The sequence below is a fragment of the Microtetraspora malaysiensis genome (genome assembly GCF_001528665.1).
Lineage (GTDB): Bacteria > Actinomycetota > Actinomycetes > Streptosporangiales > Streptosporangiaceae > Microtetraspora_A > Microtetraspora_A malaysiensis.
On the sequence record NZ_BBYJ01000029.1, the window covers coordinates 1 to 14,959 of the forward strand.

At 71.3% G+C, this 14,959-nt stretch carries 15 protein-coding genes and 1 tRNA gene; 11 read left to right on the top strand and 5 right to left on the bottom strand.

The annotated features are described in order from the left end of the window. Window positions 1-146: 146 nt before the first annotated feature. Window positions 147-641 carry a GNAT family N-acetyltransferase gene (locus tag AWQ71_RS32095; protein WP_067140398.1) on the bottom strand — a complete coding sequence of 165 codons (495 nt, stop codon included), beginning with the start codon at window positions 639-641 and terminating at the stop codon, window positions 147-149. A 178-nt stretch (window positions 642-819) separates the two neighbouring features. Between AWQ71_RS32095 and AWQ71_RS32100 the strand changes: the two genes are divergently transcribed. Continuing rightward, window positions 820-1,362, top strand: coding sequence for a hypothetical protein (locus AWQ71_RS32100; protein ID WP_157570702.1), 543 nt, complete (start codon window positions 820-822; stop codon window positions 1,360-1,362). A gap of 295 nt (window positions 1,363-1,657) precedes the next feature. On the opposite strand, the gene AWQ71_RS32105 is transcribed toward AWQ71_RS32100, so the two are convergent. Then, on the bottom strand, window positions 1,658-2,962 hold the full coding sequence (locus tag AWQ71_RS32105) for an FAD-dependent oxidoreductase (RefSeq protein WP_067140404.1): 1,305 nt from the start codon (window positions 2,960-2,962) through the stop codon (window positions 1,658-1,660). Between the two features lie 195 nt (window positions 2,963-3,157). Here AWQ71_RS32105 and AWQ71_RS32110 point away from each other — a divergent pair, with 195 nt between their 5' ends. After that, complete coding sequence (locus AWQ71_RS32110; protein ID WP_067140406.1) at window positions 3,158-4,030, top strand: NAD(P)-dependent oxidoreductase; 873 nt, start codon at window positions 3,158-3,160, stop codon at window positions 4,028-4,030. A 29-nt stretch (window positions 4,031-4,059) separates the two neighbouring features. Continuing rightward, a complete protein-coding gene (locus AWQ71_RS32115; RefSeq protein WP_067140409.1) occupies window positions 4,060-4,986 on the top strand; it encodes an aldo/keto reductase in 927 nt (308 codons plus the stop codon). 6 nt (window positions 4,987-4,992) lie between these two features. On the opposite strand, the gene AWQ71_RS32120 is transcribed toward AWQ71_RS32115, so the two are convergent. Next, a complete protein-coding gene (locus AWQ71_RS32120; protein ID WP_067140412.1) occupies window positions 4,993-5,832 on the bottom strand; it encodes a TIGR03619 family F420-dependent LLM class oxidoreductase in 840 nt (279 codons plus the stop codon). 131 nt (window positions 5,833-5,963) lie between these two features. Here AWQ71_RS32120 and fdh point away from each other — a divergent pair, with 131 nt between their 5' ends. From fdh to nrfD, 3 genes are read left to right on the top strand one after another with little or no spacing between them, the layout of a single operon-like run. Further along, on the top strand, window positions 5,964-9,152 hold the full coding sequence (fdh, locus tag AWQ71_RS32130; RefSeq protein ID WP_218002050.1) for a formate dehydrogenase: 3,189 nt from the start codon (window positions 5,964-5,966) through the stop codon (window positions 9,150-9,152). Further along, window positions 9,145-9,999, top strand: coding sequence for a 4Fe-4S dicluster domain-containing protein (locus tag AWQ71_RS32135; RefSeq protein ID WP_067140421.1), 855 nt, complete (start codon window positions 9,145-9,147; stop codon window positions 9,997-9,999). The genes fdh and AWQ71_RS32135 overlap by 8 nt, the downstream gene beginning before the upstream one ends. 52 nt (window positions 10,000-10,051) lie before the next feature. After that, window positions 10,052-10,981: an NrfD/PsrC family molybdoenzyme membrane anchor subunit gene (gene nrfD / locus AWQ71_RS32140; protein WP_067140425.1), complete on the top strand. Its 930-nt coding sequence runs from the start codon at window positions 10,052-10,054 to the stop codon at window positions 10,979-10,981. 176 nt (window positions 10,982-11,157) lie between these two features. Here nrfD and AWQ71_RS32145 read toward each other — a convergent pair whose 3' ends face one another. Together AWQ71_RS32145 and selD are read right to left on the bottom strand one after the other, a co-directional pair. Continuing rightward, window positions 11,158-11,478, bottom strand: a complete 321-nt coding sequence (locus tag AWQ71_RS32145) for an alpha-amylase inhibitor (RefSeq protein WP_067140428.1) — start codon at window positions 11,476-11,478, stop codon at window positions 11,158-11,160. A 346-nt stretch (window positions 11,479-11,824) separates the two neighbouring features. Beyond that, the gene (gene selD / locus AWQ71_RS32150; RefSeq protein WP_084259527.1) at window positions 11,825-12,871 is read right to left on the bottom strand and encodes a selenide, water dikinase SelD; all 1,047 of its coding nucleotides are present in this window, start codon (window positions 12,869-12,871) and stop codon (window positions 11,825-11,827) included. Window positions 12,872-12,964: 93 nt separating this feature from the next. Here selD and AWQ71_RS42130 point away from each other — a divergent pair. From AWQ71_RS42130 to AWQ71_RS32165, 5 genes are all read left to right on the top strand, one after another. Next, window positions 12,965-13,060 (top strand) — tRNA-Sec (locus AWQ71_RS42130). Window positions 13,061-13,279: 219 nt separating this feature from the next. Continuing rightward, the gene (locus tag AWQ71_RS42135) at window positions 13,280-13,453 is read left to right on the top strand and encodes a hypothetical protein (RefSeq protein WP_157570703.1); all 174 of its coding nucleotides are present in this window, start codon (window positions 13,280-13,282) and stop codon (window positions 13,451-13,453) included. A gap of 406 nt (window positions 13,454-13,859) precedes the next feature. Next, a complete protein-coding gene (locus AWQ71_RS42140) occupies window positions 13,860-14,060 on the top strand; it encodes a hypothetical protein (RefSeq protein WP_157570704.1) in 201 nt (66 codons plus the stop codon). Window positions 14,061-14,255: 195 nt separating this feature from the next. After that, a complete protein-coding gene (locus AWQ71_RS32160; protein WP_067140433.1) occupies window positions 14,256-14,510 on the top strand; it encodes a hypothetical protein in 255 nt (84 codons plus the stop codon). Beyond that, window positions 14,507-14,935 (top strand): hypothetical protein, encoded by a 429-nt coding sequence (locus AWQ71_RS32165; protein WP_067140436.1) that lies wholly within the window; start codon window positions 14,507-14,509, stop codon window positions 14,933-14,935. Before AWQ71_RS32160 ends, AWQ71_RS32165 begins: the two co-directional genes overlap by 4 nt. Window positions 14,936-14,959 lie beyond the last annotated feature (24 nt).

The following is a 14,959-nucleotide window of genomic DNA, read 5'->3' on the forward strand; positions in this document are numbered from 1 at the left end:
CACTGATCCGCATATCAGGTGACAATCACCCCAGACGGGCGACTTGGAAATTTCCCTGCGGTTCGAGCGTCGGATTGATCGACCGCGATATGAATCTGTTCGCTGCGTGAGGTGCGGCTCGCCGAGGCACTCACGGCCAGGTGTTATCAGCCCGTAGGGGGAACCTCGGGCTCCTTGCTCAGCAGGATGCCGCGTGGTCCGAACCCGGACACGGAGTAGAAGCCGACGGCGTCCTCGTTCCGGGCGAAGATGCCGGCGTAGATGATCGAGACACCGTGGTCCACCGCGGCTCGCTCCGCTGCCGCGACCAAGGCCGCCCCCACGCCGCGGCCACGATGCTCTTCCAGGACCACGGTGTGGAGGTCGGCCCCGCGACGGGGAACCAGGATCTGGTGATCGGGGGGCTCTGCCAGCAGGACGACCTCTGCCATTCCCACCACCTCGCCCGCCGTCTCCGCGACCGAGATCAGCACCTTCGATCCGTCCTCTACTACCTCCTCGAAGTGCCGGCGCACGGCTTCGGCGTCGGGAACCCGGTAGGTGTCGGGTGCGAGTTGCCTGTGCCGTTCCGCATTGGCGAGGCGCAGACGGACGAGAGCGGGCACATCTCCGCGTTCAGCGGGCCGGACCAAGATCGACATGCGCAGAGCTTTCCACCACGCTGATCTGGTCGCAAGGCGTGCCTACCCACTCGGCTCGCCGTGGTGCCGGAGCGGATCAGGGTGCGTGGACCCGTAGGCCGGCTGCGTACGGCCCCGGGGCGCCGGCCAGATGTGATTTGCGGCGAACCTTGTCGGCGGGACGGTAGTCCAATGCGATATGAACACATTTCGCAGTGGAATCCGCAAGCACACGGTAGTCCGGCTGGGACGCCCGGCCGCGGCGGTGACGCTCGCCGCGGGGCTCGCATTGACCGGCGTCATAGCGGCGAACGCGGCCAGCGCGGCCACCGCCACCGCCACGTTCGGCCCGTTCGGCTACGGAGGCGTGCAGCTCGGGATGACTCTCAAGCAGGCCAAGGCAACCCACAAGATCGTAAAGAATTCCTACGGGAGCTATGGCTGCTCGGGCTGGGACCTCAAGGCGCACCCCCCTGGCCGCGACAGCGTGGGACTCTACATCTCCAAGAAGCTGGGCGTCGCCGCCATCTTCGCTCCAAAGGGCGTCAAGACGCCCGAGGGCATCGGGATCGGCTCCACGATGAAGCAGGTCCGGAAGGCATATCCCCAACTCGACACCACAGGCCAATACCCCGTTGCCGCCGTCCCCGGCAACCCGAAGGCCAGGTTCTCCTTCCTGTCGAACCACGGAAAGGTCTACGAGATGAGCCTGGACTTGGTGAACCAGGACTGCACCAACTAGTGCCCCTCCCGCCAATTTTTGCCCCGTCGCGTCGCCCAGGGCGGCACCTCGCTGCGTTGACGCCCCACCCGCGGAAAGTCCTCGCAGGCTCGGACTTTCCGCGGGGCCCGGGATTGTCGGCCGTAGGCTCCGCTACGGCCTCCTCCTCCGCCTTGCGATGCACCACCCTGGATCACCGCTCCGTCCGGGCAAACCTTGCCGGTCACGGCACTAGGTCGGGGACGCCCGAATCCCGGACGAGTCAGGGTCGTCCGCGTCAGCGGTTTACGTCCGGCGAGGCGGTGCCACGGCTGCGTCAACGGTGTACGGCCGGTGTCCTCTTGCCGATGTGCGCGGTTCGGGGGTCTTCGACCCGCTCCGGCGTGCGCACGTGCTCGGGGCGGATGCCGTACAGCATGATCCGCATGAGGAGCTGGGACATCAGGCGGCGGGCGTATTCGCCGTTCAGGATCTCGGGCAGCCGCGGCTCCTCGCCGTCGAGGACGCGGCCGACGAGCCCGTGCTGGGCCAGCAACTGGACGAACTGGGTGCCGACCGTCGGGAGCATCCGGCGCCGCTGGACCCGCTGAACCAGTCGGGGGTTCAACGTCTTGTCGAACCTCGCCGGGTCCTCCTGAGCGCGCAGGAGCGGCCCGGCCAGCAGATTGGCCGTCGCCACCGCGTCCTGAACGGCGAGGTTGATACCCACGCCGCCGATCGGCGACATGGTGTGCGCGGCGTCGCCGATCGCCAGCAGACCGGGCCGGTCCCAGCGCCTGAGCCGGTTCAGGCCGACTTCGAGGAACGCCACCTTGCCCCAGTCGTCGATCTCGTTGACCCGCCCGCCGAGGAACGGCAGCAGCCGGGCCAGCCGGGTCCGGAGCCCCTCCAGCCCCTGCTCCTTGATCCGCTGGTACGAGCCCTTGGGGATGAGGAACGCGATCTGCCAGTATGTGCCCCGGTCGATCGCAGCCCCCATCGCCCCCTTGCCGATGTAGGCGGTGAGGCCGCCGTCGTCACTGTCCGGCCGCCGGGAGACGCGCAGCCACAGCACGTCCATGGGCGCGCCGAGCTCGAGGGGGATCATGTCCGCGGCCCGCCGCAGGTCGGAGCGGCGCCCCTCGGCAGCCACCGTCAGCACGGCGCGCAGCTCGTGCTCCCCGCCCGCGTCCCGGTAGCGCAGCCCGCGGATCGCGCCGCCGTGTTCGATCGGCCCGAGGGTCTCGGCGTTCATCAGCAGCCGGAACGTGGGGTAGCGGCGGGCGTGCTCCACCAGCAGGGTGAGGAAGTCCCACTGCGGGATCATCGCGACGTGCCGGTGCTTCCCCGTTGACGGGAACCGCCGCACGTCGGCGTCGATCAACGGGCCGTCGCGCGTGATCATGCGGAACGTCGTGAGGTCGCGGTGGGGGATCCGCTCCAGCTCCTCCACCAGCCCCAGCTCGTCCAGGACCTGCAGCGTCGAGGGGTGCACCGTGTCCCCGCGGAAGTCGCGCAGGAAGTCCCCGTGCTTCTCCAGCACCGTCACCTGGACGCCGGCGCGGGCCAGCAGCAGGCCCAGCATCACCCCCGCCGGGCCGCCGCCGGAGATGGCGCAGGTCGTGCTCTCGGGTTCCGGCATCGCCCGGCTCCCTCCCGCTGGTTCACATGTTTCCTGCCAGCAGTACATGACCGTTCCCGGCGCAACCCCCGGCATTCCGCTGCAAAAGCAGATATTTCCTGGTTCGACCCTTCCCTTGGAGCGGCTCGACCCGGCACGTTCCCGTACGGCGGACCTGGGGAGAATGGCGGCAACGGGGATAAGGGGGGATGCGGCATGCGTGTCGCGGTACTCGGGATGGGCAGGATGGGGCGGGCGCTGGCCGAACGGCTGCTCGCGCGGGACTTCACCGTCACGGTGTGGAACCGGACGCCGGGCCGGGCCGGCGAGGTGACCGCCCGCGGCGCCACCGAGGCGGCGGACCCGGCGGAGGCCGCGCGCGGTGCCGAGGCCGTGCTGATCTCACTCGCGGACGACGCGGCGGTGCGCGAGGTCATGACCCGGCTCGCCGGGGTCGAGGGGCCGATCTTCGCCGACATGAGCACGGTCTCCCCGGACACGTCGCGGGCGCTCGGCGAGGCGGCGCCGGGAGGCAGGTTCGTCTCCGCGCCGATCATCGGAGGCCCGGCGGCCGTCGCCGAGGGGCAGGCGTTCACGCTGGTCGGGGGCGATCGCGAGCTGGTCGACGACCTGCGGCCGATCTGGGCCGAGGGGTTCGCCGCGTACCGCTACTGCGGGGCCGACCCGGGCCACGCGGTCGTCTTCAAGCTGCTGAACAACTACCTGCTCATGTCGAGCGTCGCCGTACTCGGCGAGGTGGTCGCCACCGGGCTCGCGGCCGGGGTGGACGACCTCCTGCTGCGGGACTTCCTCCTCGGATGGCCCACGGTGCCGCTTGCGGCGCACAACCGGATCGACGATATCCTCGGCGGTGATCATCGCGGCTGGTTCACCACCAGCCTCGGCGCCAAGGACGTACGGCTCGCCGTGGAGGTGGCCCGGGCGGCCGGGGTGGACCCGCCGATCGCCCGGCTGGTCGAACGGCGCTACGAGGAGGCGGCCGAGCTGGGCTGGGCCGACGCCGACATCGGCGCCGTCGTGGAGCTGCTCCGCCCGCGTCGCCACGCCGTACGCGATGAGCATCGTTGACGAAACAGGGGAGTGTTTCCGTGTCTGACATGTCCTATCGCCGCCTCGGCGACTCCGGCCTGGTCGTCTCGCAGGTCGGTCTGGGAGCGAACAACTTCGGCCGCCGGATCGACATCGACGCGACCCGCGCGGTGGTGGACGCCGCACTGGACGTCGGGATCACCCTCATCGACACCGCCGACATGTACGGCGAGTCCGAGGCGTACCTTGGCGAGGTCCTGAAGGGCCGGCGGGACGAGGTGGTCCTGGCCACCAAGTTCGGCGCGGACGTCCAGGGCGCGAACGGCCCCGACTGGGGTGCCCGCGCCTCCCGCCGGTACATCCGCAAGGCCGTCGAGCGGTCGCTGCGCCGCCTGCGCACCGACTGGATCGACCTCTACCAGCTGCACTTCCCCGACCCGGCGACCCCCATGGAGGAGACCCTCGCCGCGCTGACGGAGCTGGTGCGTGAGGGCAAGGTGCGCTACATCGGCTCGTCCAACCTCGCCGCCTGGCAGGTCGCCGACGCCGACCACCTCGCCCGCGCCGCCGGACACGAGCGCTTCGTGTCGGCGCAGAACGAGTACAGCCTGCTCAACCGGCAGGTCGAGCAGGAGCTCCTCCCCGCCGCCGAGCGCTTCGGCGTCGGCGTGCTGCCCTACTTCCCGCTGGCGAACGGCCTGCTCACCGGCAAGTACCGGCGCGGCGCGACCCCTCCCGAGGGGGCCCGCCTCGCAGCCCGGCCCGACTACCTCACCGACGCCCGCTTCGAAACCGTGGAGCGGCTGGCCGGGTTCGCGGAGCGGCAGGGGGTGGGCCTGCTCGACGTCGCCATCGGCGGCCTGCTCGCCCGGCCGGCCGTGGCCTCGGTCATCGCCGGAGCCACCCGGCCGGAGCAGGTGCGGGCCAACGCCGCCGCCGGGACGTGGCGTCCGGACGCGGCGGCGCTGGCCGAGCTCGACGAGCTCGCGGCGTAGGTAGCCTCACTCGCCCCGCATGTCGGCGAGGGCAGCCTCGAAGGCGTCCATCTGGCGTTCGATGCGGGCCGGCCCGGTGGACGGCAGCCACGCCATCACGCGCGACACCCCCGCCTTCTCGCACTGCTCCAGGACGGCGGGGTCCGCCGGGGCCGACAGCATCACGACCTTGATGAACCGGCCCGCGTCGTCCGCGCGGCCGAGCAGCTCGGGCACCCGCTCCAGGACGCCCGGGCCGTAGTTCGGTAGCCAGGCGTCGCCGTACGCCAGGACGCGGTCGAAGACGCGCGGGCCGGTCCCGCCGACGAGGATCGGCGGGTACGGGCTCTGCGCGGGCTTCGGCCACGACCACATCGGGCCGAACGACACGAACTCACCGTGGTACTCGGCGTCGGCGCGCGTCCAGATCTGCCGCATCGCCTCGATGTGCTCCTTCATGACGGCGAAGCGGCGGGCGGGGTCGACGCCGTGGTTGCGGATCTCGGGGGCGTTCCAGCCCGCGCCGATTCCGAACTCGAACCGGCCCCCGGTCAGCGCGTCGACGCTGGCCACCGCCTTGGCGAGCGCGATCGGCTCGTGCTGCGGGACCAGGCAGATGGCGGTGCCCACCCGCAGCCGGGTCGTGGCGGCCCCGGCGGCCGTGCACGCCACCAGCGGGTCGTACGTGTGCCAGTACTTGCGGGGCAGCGGTCCGCCGTCCGGGCCCAGCGGCGCGCCGCCGGTCACCGGGATATGGGTGTGCTCGCTGAACATCAGCGCGACGTGGCCCCGCTCCTCGACCATTCGGGCGAGTGTGGCGGGATCGACGGCGTCGTGCGTGGCGAAGTAGCCGAAACCGGAGTCCATCGCCCCAGCGTAAGCCGGGGGACGCGTCCCACCCGGAGACGACACTCGCTCCCCGGCACTCGCCCCGGCACCTGGCCGCGGCTCGCGCGGGCGAGCGGTTAGATCGGGCCGAGCAGGGCAAAACACGCACCATGGCAGATGGGGGATTGTTCGCCCGATGGCCGGTGATCCGGCAGCTTCGGGGACAGGACGGCAGAGGCCAGGCCGCGCGTTCGGCGCGCACCGACGCGCTGCGTCCCCGGGTCGAGGAGGCCGACAGCGTCGCCCGCTCCGTCTGCCCCTACTGCGCGGTCGGCTGCGGCCAGCTCGTCTACGTCAAGGACGGCAAGGTCAGCCAGATCGAGGGCGACCCCGACTCGCCCATCTCGCGGGGCCGGCTGTGCCCGAAGGGATCGGCCAGCAAGCAGCTCGTCACCCACGCCGGACGCCAGACCACGGTGCTCTACCGGCGGCCGTACGGCACGGAGTGGGAGCCGCTCGACCTCGGCACCGCGATGGAGATGATCGCCGATCGGGTCACGCGGACCCGGAGGGACACCTGGCAGCAGGAGCACGAGGGCAAGGTCGTGCGCCGCACCCTGGGCATCGCCGGCCTGGGCGGGGCGACGCTCGACAACGAAGAGAACTACCTGATGAAGAAGCTCTACACCGCCCTCGGCGCGATCCAGGTGGAGAACCAGGCCCGCATTTGACACTCCTCCACCGTCCCCGGTCTGGGGGCCAGCTTCGGGCGCGGCGGCGCCACCACGTTCCAGCAGGACCTGGCCCGCGCCGACTGCATCGTCATCCAAGGGTCCAACATGGCCGAATGCCATCCCGTGGGCTTCCAGTGGGTGGTCGAGGCCAAGGCCCGCGGGGCGAAGGTGTTCCACATCGACCCGCGCTTCACACGGACCAGCGCGCTCTGCGACCGGTACCTGAACATCCGGGCGGGCAGCGACATCGTGCTGCTCGGGGCGCTGATCAACCACGTCCTGTCGAACGAGCTGGACTTCCGCGAGTACGTGCTGGCCTACACGAACGCGCCGATGATCGTGTCCGAGGAGTACCGCGGCACCGAGGACCTCGACGGCCTGTTCTCCGGCTTCGACCCGGAGACGCGCACGTACGACCCGGCGACCTGGTCGTACGAGGGAGTGACCGAGGAGGCGGCGGCGGGGGAGCGCTCCGAGCAGCTGGACCACGGCCGGGAGCACGCGGACATGGGCGGGCCCGACCAGTACGGCGCGGGCGGGGCGGCGGCGCATCCCAAGCCGAAGACCGACCCGACGCTGCGCCACCCGCGCTGCGTCTACCAGATCCTGCGCCGGCACTTCGCGCGTTACACCCCGGACCTGGTCGCGGAGCTGTGCGGCATCTCCCCGGAGGACTTCGCCGAACTCGCCGAGGCGATCACCGCCCACTCCGGCAGGGAACGCACCACCATGTGGGTGTACTCCGTCGGGTGGACCCAGCACACCGTCGGCGCGCAGTACATCAGGGCGGCGGCGATCCTGCAGCTGCTGCTCGGCAACATGGGGCGGCCGGGCGGCGGCATCCTCGCCCTGCGCGGCCACGCGAGCATCCAGGGCTCGACCGACATCCCGACGCTGTTCAACATCCTGCCGGGGTACCTGCCGATGCCGCACGCGCACCAGCACGAGACCTTCGACGACTACCTGGCGAGGGCGGGCGGCGACACCGGGTTCTGGGGCAGGAAGCGCTCATACATGGTGAGCCTGCTCAAGGCGTGGTGGGGTGACGCGGCGACCGAGGACAACGACTTCCGCTTCGACCACCTGCCGCGCCTCACCGGGGACCACAGCCACTACAGCACGGTCATGGGCCAGATCGACGGCACCGTCAAGGGCTACTTCGTGGTGGGCGAGAACCCCGCCGTCGGGTCCGCGGGCGGCCGGGCGCAGCGCCTCGGCCTGGCCAACCTCGAGTGGCTCGTGGTCCGCGACCTGACCCTGGTGGAGACGGCGACGTTCTGGAAGGACGGCCCCGAGCTGGAGACCGGGGAGATGCGCACGGAGGACATCGGCACCGAGGTGTTCTTCGTGCCCGCGGCCAGCCACGTCGAGAAGGACGGCACCTTCACCAACACGCAGCGGCTGCTCCAGTGGCGGGAGAAGGCGCTCGATCCGCCCGGCGACTGCCGTAGCGACCTGTGGTTCTACTACCACCTCGGCAAGCTGCTCAAGGAGCGGGCGTCCTCCGACGAGAGGGACCGGCCGCTGCGCGAGCTGACCTGGGACTACCCCGAGGAGGGCGTCCACGGGGACCCGTCGGCGTCGGCGGTGCTGCGGGAGATCGGCGGCGTCGGGCCGGACGGCGCCCTGTCGGGATACACCGAGCTCAAGCCGGACGGATCCACCCGGTGCGGCTGCTGGATCTACTGCGGGGTGTACGCCGACGAGGTCAACCAGGCGGCCCGGCGCAGGCCGGGGCGCGAACAGAGCCCCGAGGCGCCCGAATGGGGCTGGGCGTGGCCGGCCAACCGGCGCATCCTCTACAACCGGGCCTCGGCCGACCCCGACGGCCGTCCATGGAGCGAGCGCAAGGCGTACATCTACTGGGACGAGAAGAAGGGCGAGTGGACCGGGCCCGACGTGCCCGACTTCGAGAAGACCAAGCCGCCGGGCTACCGGCCGCCGGAGGGCGCCCTGGCCGAGGCGGCGCTGTCCGGGACCGACCCGTTCATCATGCAGGCGGACGGGAAGGGCTGGCTGTACGCGCCGGCGGGCCTGGTCGACGGGCCGCTCCCGGCGCACTACGAGCCGTTCGAGTCGCCGGTGCGCAATCCGCTGTACGCCCAGCAGGACAACCCGGCCCGCCGGCTCTACCCGCGGCCCGAGTCGCCGTACAACCCGGAGCGGTCGCCGCGCTTCCCGTACGTGCTGACCACGTACCGGCTGACCGAGCACCACACGGCGGGCGCCATGAGCCGGCCGCTGGCCTACCTCGCCGAGCTGCAGCCGGAGCTGTTCTGCGAGGTGTCGCCGGCGCTCGCCGCCGAGCTGGGCCTGGCGAACGGCGACTGGGCCACGATCGTGACCAGCAGGACCGCGATCGAGGCGCGTGTCCTCGTCACCGAGCGGGTACGGCCGCTGCGGATCCAGGGGCGGATCGTCCACCAGATCGGCCTGCCGTACCACTGGGGATGGGGAAGCGGCGGCCTGGTCACCGGCGACATCGTGAACGACCTGATGCCGCTCGCACTCGACCCCAACGTCCACATCCAGGAGAGCAAGGCGACCACCTGCGACGTGCGGCCCGGCCGCCGGCCGCGCGGCGCGGACCTGCTCCGCCTGGTCGAGGAGTACCGGCATGGCTGAGCGGATGGGTTTCTTCACCGACACGAGCATCTGCATCGGTTGCAAGGCGTGCGAGGTGGCCTGCAAGGAGTGGAACCAGCTCCCCGACGACGGGTTCGTGTTCGAGGCGACCTCCTACGACAACACCGGCGCGCTCGGAGCGAGCACCTGGCGGCACGTCGCCTTCATCGAGCAGCAGCCCGTCTGGACGGCCGACGGCACGACCGGCGACGGCGACGGCGACGGGGGCGAGAAGCCGTTCCAGATCGGGCCGGACGGCCGCTGGCTGATGTCGTCGGACGTGTGCAAGCACTGCACGAACGCCGGCTGCCTCGACGTCTGCCCGACCGGCGCGCTGTTCCGCACCGAGTTCGGCACGGTGGTCGTGCAGTCCGACATCTGCAACGGCTGCGGCTACTGCGTGCCCGCCTGCCCGTTCGGGGTGATCGCCCGCAGGGAGGACGATGGCCGCGCGTGGAAGTGCACGATGTGCTACGACCGGCTGCGCGGCGGCCTCGAACCCGCCTGCGCCAAGGCGTGCCCGACCGACTCCATCCAGTTCGGCCCGCTCGACGAGCTGCGCGAGCGCGCCGCCGCCCGCGTGGCCGAGCTGCACGCGCTCGGCCGCACCGAGGCCCGCCTGTACGGCGAGAGCCCGGACGACGGCGTCGGCGGGATGGGCGCGTTCTTCCTGCTCCTCGACGAGCCCGAGGTGTACGGCCTGCCGCCCGACCCGGTGGTGCCCACGCGGAACCTGCCCGCGATGTGGCGGTGGGCCGGGGCCGCCGCGCTCACGATGGCGGGCGCCGTCGCCCTCTCCTTCCTCGGATCCTCCGACCGGCTCCTCGGACGGGGCGGGCCGCGATGACGCGGGACCGGAGAAGAACGTTCTCGACGACGCGGACGCGGGAGAGGTGCCGATGACCAGCAGCACGCGCGAGCGGGAGCCGCGGCTGGACGACGCGGAGTTCCGGTCGTACTACGGGCGGCCAGTGATCAAACGGCCGATCTGGCACGTGCCGCACATGCCGGCCTACCTGTACCTGGGCGGGCTGTCCGGGGCGTCCTCACTCATGGCGGTCCTGGCCCGGGCCACCGGGCGGCCCCGCCTGGCCCGCACCACGCGGATCGCCGCCGCGGCCGGGGCGGCCGGGGGCACCGTCCTCCTGATCGCCGAGCTGGGCCGGCCCACCCGGTTCCTCAACATGCTCCGCATGTTCAAGCCGTCCTCCCCGATGAGCGTCGGCTCGTGGATCCTCGCCGCCCAGGGCGGCCTGTCGGCGGCCGCGGCCGCCTCCGCCGTGACCGGGATCCTGCCCGCCGCCGGCGACGCCGCCGCCCTCGCCACGGCGGTGACCGGGCCGCTGACCGCGACGTACACGGCCGTGCTGGTCGCCGACACCGCCGTGCCCGCCTGGCACGCGGGCTACCGGGAGCTGCCGTTCCTGTTCGCCGGGAGCGCGCTGGCCAGCGCCGGAGCGGTCGCCATGCTCACCACGCCCCGGGCCGACGCCGGCCCGGCCCGCGCCGTCGCGGCGCTCGGAGCCGCCGCCGAGACCGCCGCCGCCACGATGCTGGAACGGCGGCTCGGCCTGGTCGGCGAGCCGTACCGGGAGGGGCGGGCGGGACGCCTGCTGAGCGCGGCCCGCGCGCTCAGCGCGGGCGGCGGCCTGCTCGCGCTGCTCGCCGGACGCAGCCGGGCCGCCACCGTGGCCTCCGGCCTCGCGCTGACCGCCGGGGCGCTGTGCACGCGGTTCGGCATCCTCGAGGCGGGCCGCGCCTCCGCCGCCGATCCCAAATACACCGTGGTGCCGCAGCGGGAACGCCTCGACGCGAGCGCCGTCCGGTGAACCGGCCCCGGTGTGCCTTGCCGAATGCGACGACACGAATGACTCCATCCGCATGACGGGCGCACAACGAAGAGGCGGCCCCATGGTCACCTGCGTGATCATGGGGCCGCCTCTTTCGGAGCTACTTCGCCATCAGCGCCGGCCGGAGTGGGTCCGGCCTCCGCACATGGGCGGGGTCAGCAGCGGTTGGCGCCGTCGAAGCTCCTGGGGCCGCGCGGCACCTTGCTGCTGATGGTGACGCCGGGCCGCGCTGTCTGGCAGCTCCCGTCCACGCCGTGCGCCCAGATGATCTTCAGGTTCAGCGTGTAGCCGCAGTCGTTCCGGGCGTAGCCGGTCTTGGTGATGGTGCCCGTCTGCTGCCAGACGGTGACGCAGGTCGGGGCGTTGCCCATGGGGGCCGCCGACGTGGACGCGGCGGCGGTGCCCTGGAGGGTGAGGAGGGTGATGCCGGCGCCGAAAGCGGCCCCGGCGATGGCGGTCCTGAAGTGTGTGCGCACGGAAGATGATCCCTTTCTCTGCTGTGGAGCTGCGATGAGAACGGTCCAACCCGCCCCGGCCTCGGCCGGGCGGGGCGCGGTCCGAGGGCGGGAGCAGGGCCCACCATCTCAACCGCGTCGCGGGCGCGGCTACCGCCACGAGCCACAACACCTCTCTCGCGGGTTGACGGCGTGGCGACCGTAACGTTTCGCGAGGCGCGCCGAGATTGCGGTGGACCCTCGCATACCGGACGCGCTGCACGGACGTGAGTGCTCATGTCCGGCTGCCCGCCGATGCCCGGGCGCCGGACCGGCCGGCACCCGGGCACGGTGAAGAACGTCTCCTCGGCCTCGCGACCGCGCTCGGTCAGCGCAGGCGCAGCGCCGCGCGCTCGCGGGGGACGAGCTCGCCGACCACCGGCGCGCCCGGGACCTCGCCCGCCACGAGCAGCCCCCCGGACGTCTGCGCGTCGGCGAGCAGCAGCAGCTCGGCGGCGTCGCAGCTCCCCGGATCGAGGTGGGGCTCCACCCAGGCCAGATTGCGCCGGGTGCCGCCGCTCACATAGCCGTCCCGCACCGCCTCCCGCGCTCCCTCCAGGTATGGCATGGCCGCCACGTCCACGACCGCCGTGACGCCGCTCGCCCTGGCCAGCTTGTAGAGGTGGCCGAGCAGCCCGAAGCCGGTCACGTCCGTGGCGCACCGCGCCCCCGCCGCGAGCGCCGCCCGCGCCGCGTCCCGGTTCAACGTGGTCATCGCGGCCACGGCCTGCGGGAACACCTCGCCGGTCGCCTTGTGCCTGGTGTTCAGCACGCCGACGCCGAGCGGCTTGGTGAGGGAGATCGGCAGCCCGGCGCGGCCCGCGTCGATGCGCAGCAGCCGGTCCGGGTCGGCCAGGCCGGTGACGGCCATGCCGTACTTGGGCTCCGGGTCGTCCACGCTGTGGCCGCCCGCCACGTGGCAGCCCGCCGTCCGCGCCACGTCGAGGCCGCCGCGCAGCACCTCTGCGACGAGGTCCATCGGCAGGGTGTCACGTGGCCAGCCCAGCAGGTTGACCGCCACCAGCGGCTCCCCGCCCACGGCGTACACGTCCGAGAGCGCGTTGGTGGCGGCGATCCGCCCCCAGTCGTACGGGTCGTCCACGACGGGGGTGAAGAAGTCGGCCGTCGCGACGACCGCCCGGCCGCCCTCGATCCTGACCACGGCCGCGTCGTCCCCGTCGTCCAGCCCGACGAGCAACTCGCCCGCCGCGCCGTCGTCCGGCCCGCCCATGAGGCCGGCCAGGATGGACTCCAGCTCTCCCGGAGGGATCTTGCAGGCGCAGCCGCCCCCGTGGGCGTACTGCGTGAGTCGTACCCCGCCGACCGGCGGGTCGTGTTGTGATGTGGAGCCGGGCTCGGTCGTCGTTCCGGTCATGCCGCCTCACATGGGTCGATCTGGACAGAAGTGGGGAGGTTCATGAACACCGCTCGTGATGGCCCTTACCCGCCCGCCGGTACGTTCTCCCGTGGAGGCGTCTGGGCGCCTGGTGGCCCCCGCGATCTTCAACATCGACGAGGCCGAGGATCTCGGTCTGGCGGGTTCGATTCCCGTCCGCCTCCGCCACTGCCCGGCAAGCCACGACGCGTTCCAAACACCGTCAACGACCGCGCCGCCCAGATCCGGGAACTCGCCGCCGCCGGCGCCCCACTCCCGCGGGGCGACAAGACCTGGCGCGAGCTGTTTGCCGAGCGCGGCGTCGAGCTTTAGGTATACGTCTTAGACGAGCCCGATCATCACGCGCAGGCGGCGATCGAGGCTCTACCCGCCGACGCTGTCCCGCGCTTGGCCGACGCGTACAGGCTTCTCAAGACGGCGCCGCGGAGCGGCGCCCCGCTACAGGCGGCCAACCCTGACGGGAACATGCTGACCATGGAGTTCGGGGAACGCGGCCTGGTCACCTACATGGTTCTCGAAGAGCAAGGCAAGGTGTTCATCGTCCGCGTCCAGTGGATCTAACGGGGGCACTTCGCTGGCTACCTGGCCCCGCTGCCGTTCAGCCCTGATGCCCTGCTCCGCACGCCTGGAGCGGGGCATCACGGCGTTTCCAAGACGATTACCTGCGTTGCTGCAAGGGGGGAGTGCGTGTCATTTCCGTGACGGACCGGAGACCGGAGCCTAGATCGTCGGCTACGGCCCAAAGCCCCCTATGCGGGACATACTCGACCCTGGCCTGTCCTGTACAGCAGGGGAGAGCGGCATGGATTACGCGCAAAACGCAGACGGTGTGAAAGTCCAAGCCGCCCGCGACCTTCCAGACGGGGAGTACCGCTGCCTCGTCTGCACGCAAGTGCAGACTGTGGTGCGGCTCGGGGAGCGGAGGCCCCACTTCAGGCACAGGGGTGGGCCGTGTCCGGGAAGGCCGGTGCCCGAGCCGCCCGTGGAGCCGTTGGTGGAGACGCCACCGGCGAAGCCGATGATCGAGAGCGTTCCGGTCGCCGACCGCCCCCAGCGTGGCGACCTCATGCGGCCAGCACAGCGCGGGCTGCTGCGACGCATCGGGGCGTGGGCGAAGGGCGCCCTCGCGTGGTTGCGGGGCCGATCGGACACCGAGTCGGCCGCCTGAGATCAGGCGGCATCGTTCTCTCGCGTTCGAGATCGTTCCGCGCTTTTCGGTAGCGTCCGCTGGCGTCCGGGCGCGTCCGGCTGCGCATCCCATGTAGCTGTACAGGCGTGCCCCGGTCCCTCCGAGGGGGCCGGGGCACAGACAGGGTTTTCATACCGGACTTCTACCGGGTAGTTTTTTGGTATGACTGTGGAGATGACGAGCATCAAGGTACCCAAGAACCTGCGCGACCGGCTCAACGCCCTGGCTGACGAGCGCGGCCGCGGAACCACCCTCGCCCAGGTCCTCGAAGGCCTCCTGGAAGACCACGAGACGAACATGTACCGCAACCGCATGGCCTACATGGAAGTCGCCGCTCGCGCTCAGGAAGACGCCGAGGGCATGGCTCGCGCCGAGCGCCAAGCCGAGCCGATGATCAACTACCTACGCCGACGCGAGGCCAGCCAGTGAGCTCCTACGGGTACGTCCTCGACGACACCGTCCTAGTCGAACTCGGCCGCAGGGACCTGGACCTGCACAGGCTCATCATTGTGTTCGACCGCAGCCACGTCCGCACGAGCGTCCCCGCTGTCACGCTGGCCGTCGCTGAGGCGGAGCTATCGCCCGACCAGCGGCGGGTGATCCGCGGGATGCTTGACGTGCTGGAGCACATCCACTTAGAGGTCATCTCCACGCAGGCCGAAACAGAGCGGCTCACTGAGGTTGTGGCCCGCATGGACCAGCCGGTGGATATGGCCGCCGCTCACGCGGTCGCTGTGTCGCAGTACCTCGACTGGCCGATCTTGACGCTCGATCTCAGACGGTGGGAGACGGTCAAGGCGTATCTGCCGTGGCCTGTCGAGCTGGTCGAGATCGCCGACCCGGGAAAGTCCTGACCCAGCCGAAGGGGAGCCAGTGGC

Bases quoted from the DNA above. Each gene is read 5' to 3' on its own strand.
- AWQ71_RS32135 (WP_067140421.1), top strand. From the start codon at position 9,145: ATGGCTGAGCGGATGGGTTTCTTCACCGACACGAGCATCTGCATCGGT.
- AWQ71_RS32120 (WP_067140412.1), bottom strand. From the start codon at position 5,832: ATGGACTCCGGTTTCGGCTACTTCGCCACGCACGACGCCGTCGATCCC.
- AWQ71_RS32110 (WP_067140406.1), top strand. From the start codon at position 3,158: ATGCGTGTCGCGGTACTCGGGATGGGCAGGATGGGGCGGGCGCTGGCC.
- AWQ71_RS32105 (WP_067140404.1), bottom strand. From the start codon at position 2,962: ATGCCGGAACCCGAGAGCACGACCTGCGCCATCTCCGGCGGCGGCCCG.
- AWQ71_RS32115 (WP_067140409.1), top strand. From the start codon at position 4,060: ATGTCCTATCGCCGCCTCGGCGACTCCGGCCTGGTCGTCTCGCAGGTC.
- AWQ71_RS32095 (WP_067140398.1), bottom strand. From the start codon at position 641: ATGTCGATCTTGGTCCGGCCCGCTGAACGCGGAGATGTGCCCGCTCTC.
- selD (WP_084259527.1), bottom strand. From the start codon at position 12,871: ATGACCGGAACGACGACCGAGCCCGGCTCCACATCACAACACGACCCG.
- nrfD (WP_067140425.1), top strand. From the start codon at position 10,052: ATGACCAGCAGCACGCGCGAGCGGGAGCCGCGGCTGGACGACGCGGAG.
- AWQ71_RS32100 (WP_157570702.1), top strand. From the start codon at position 820: ATGAACACATTTCGCAGTGGAATCCGCAAGCACACGGTAGTCCGGCTG.
- AWQ71_RS32160 (WP_067140433.1), top strand. From the start codon at position 14,256: ATGACGAGCATCAAGGTACCCAAGAACCTGCGCGACCGGCTCAACGCC.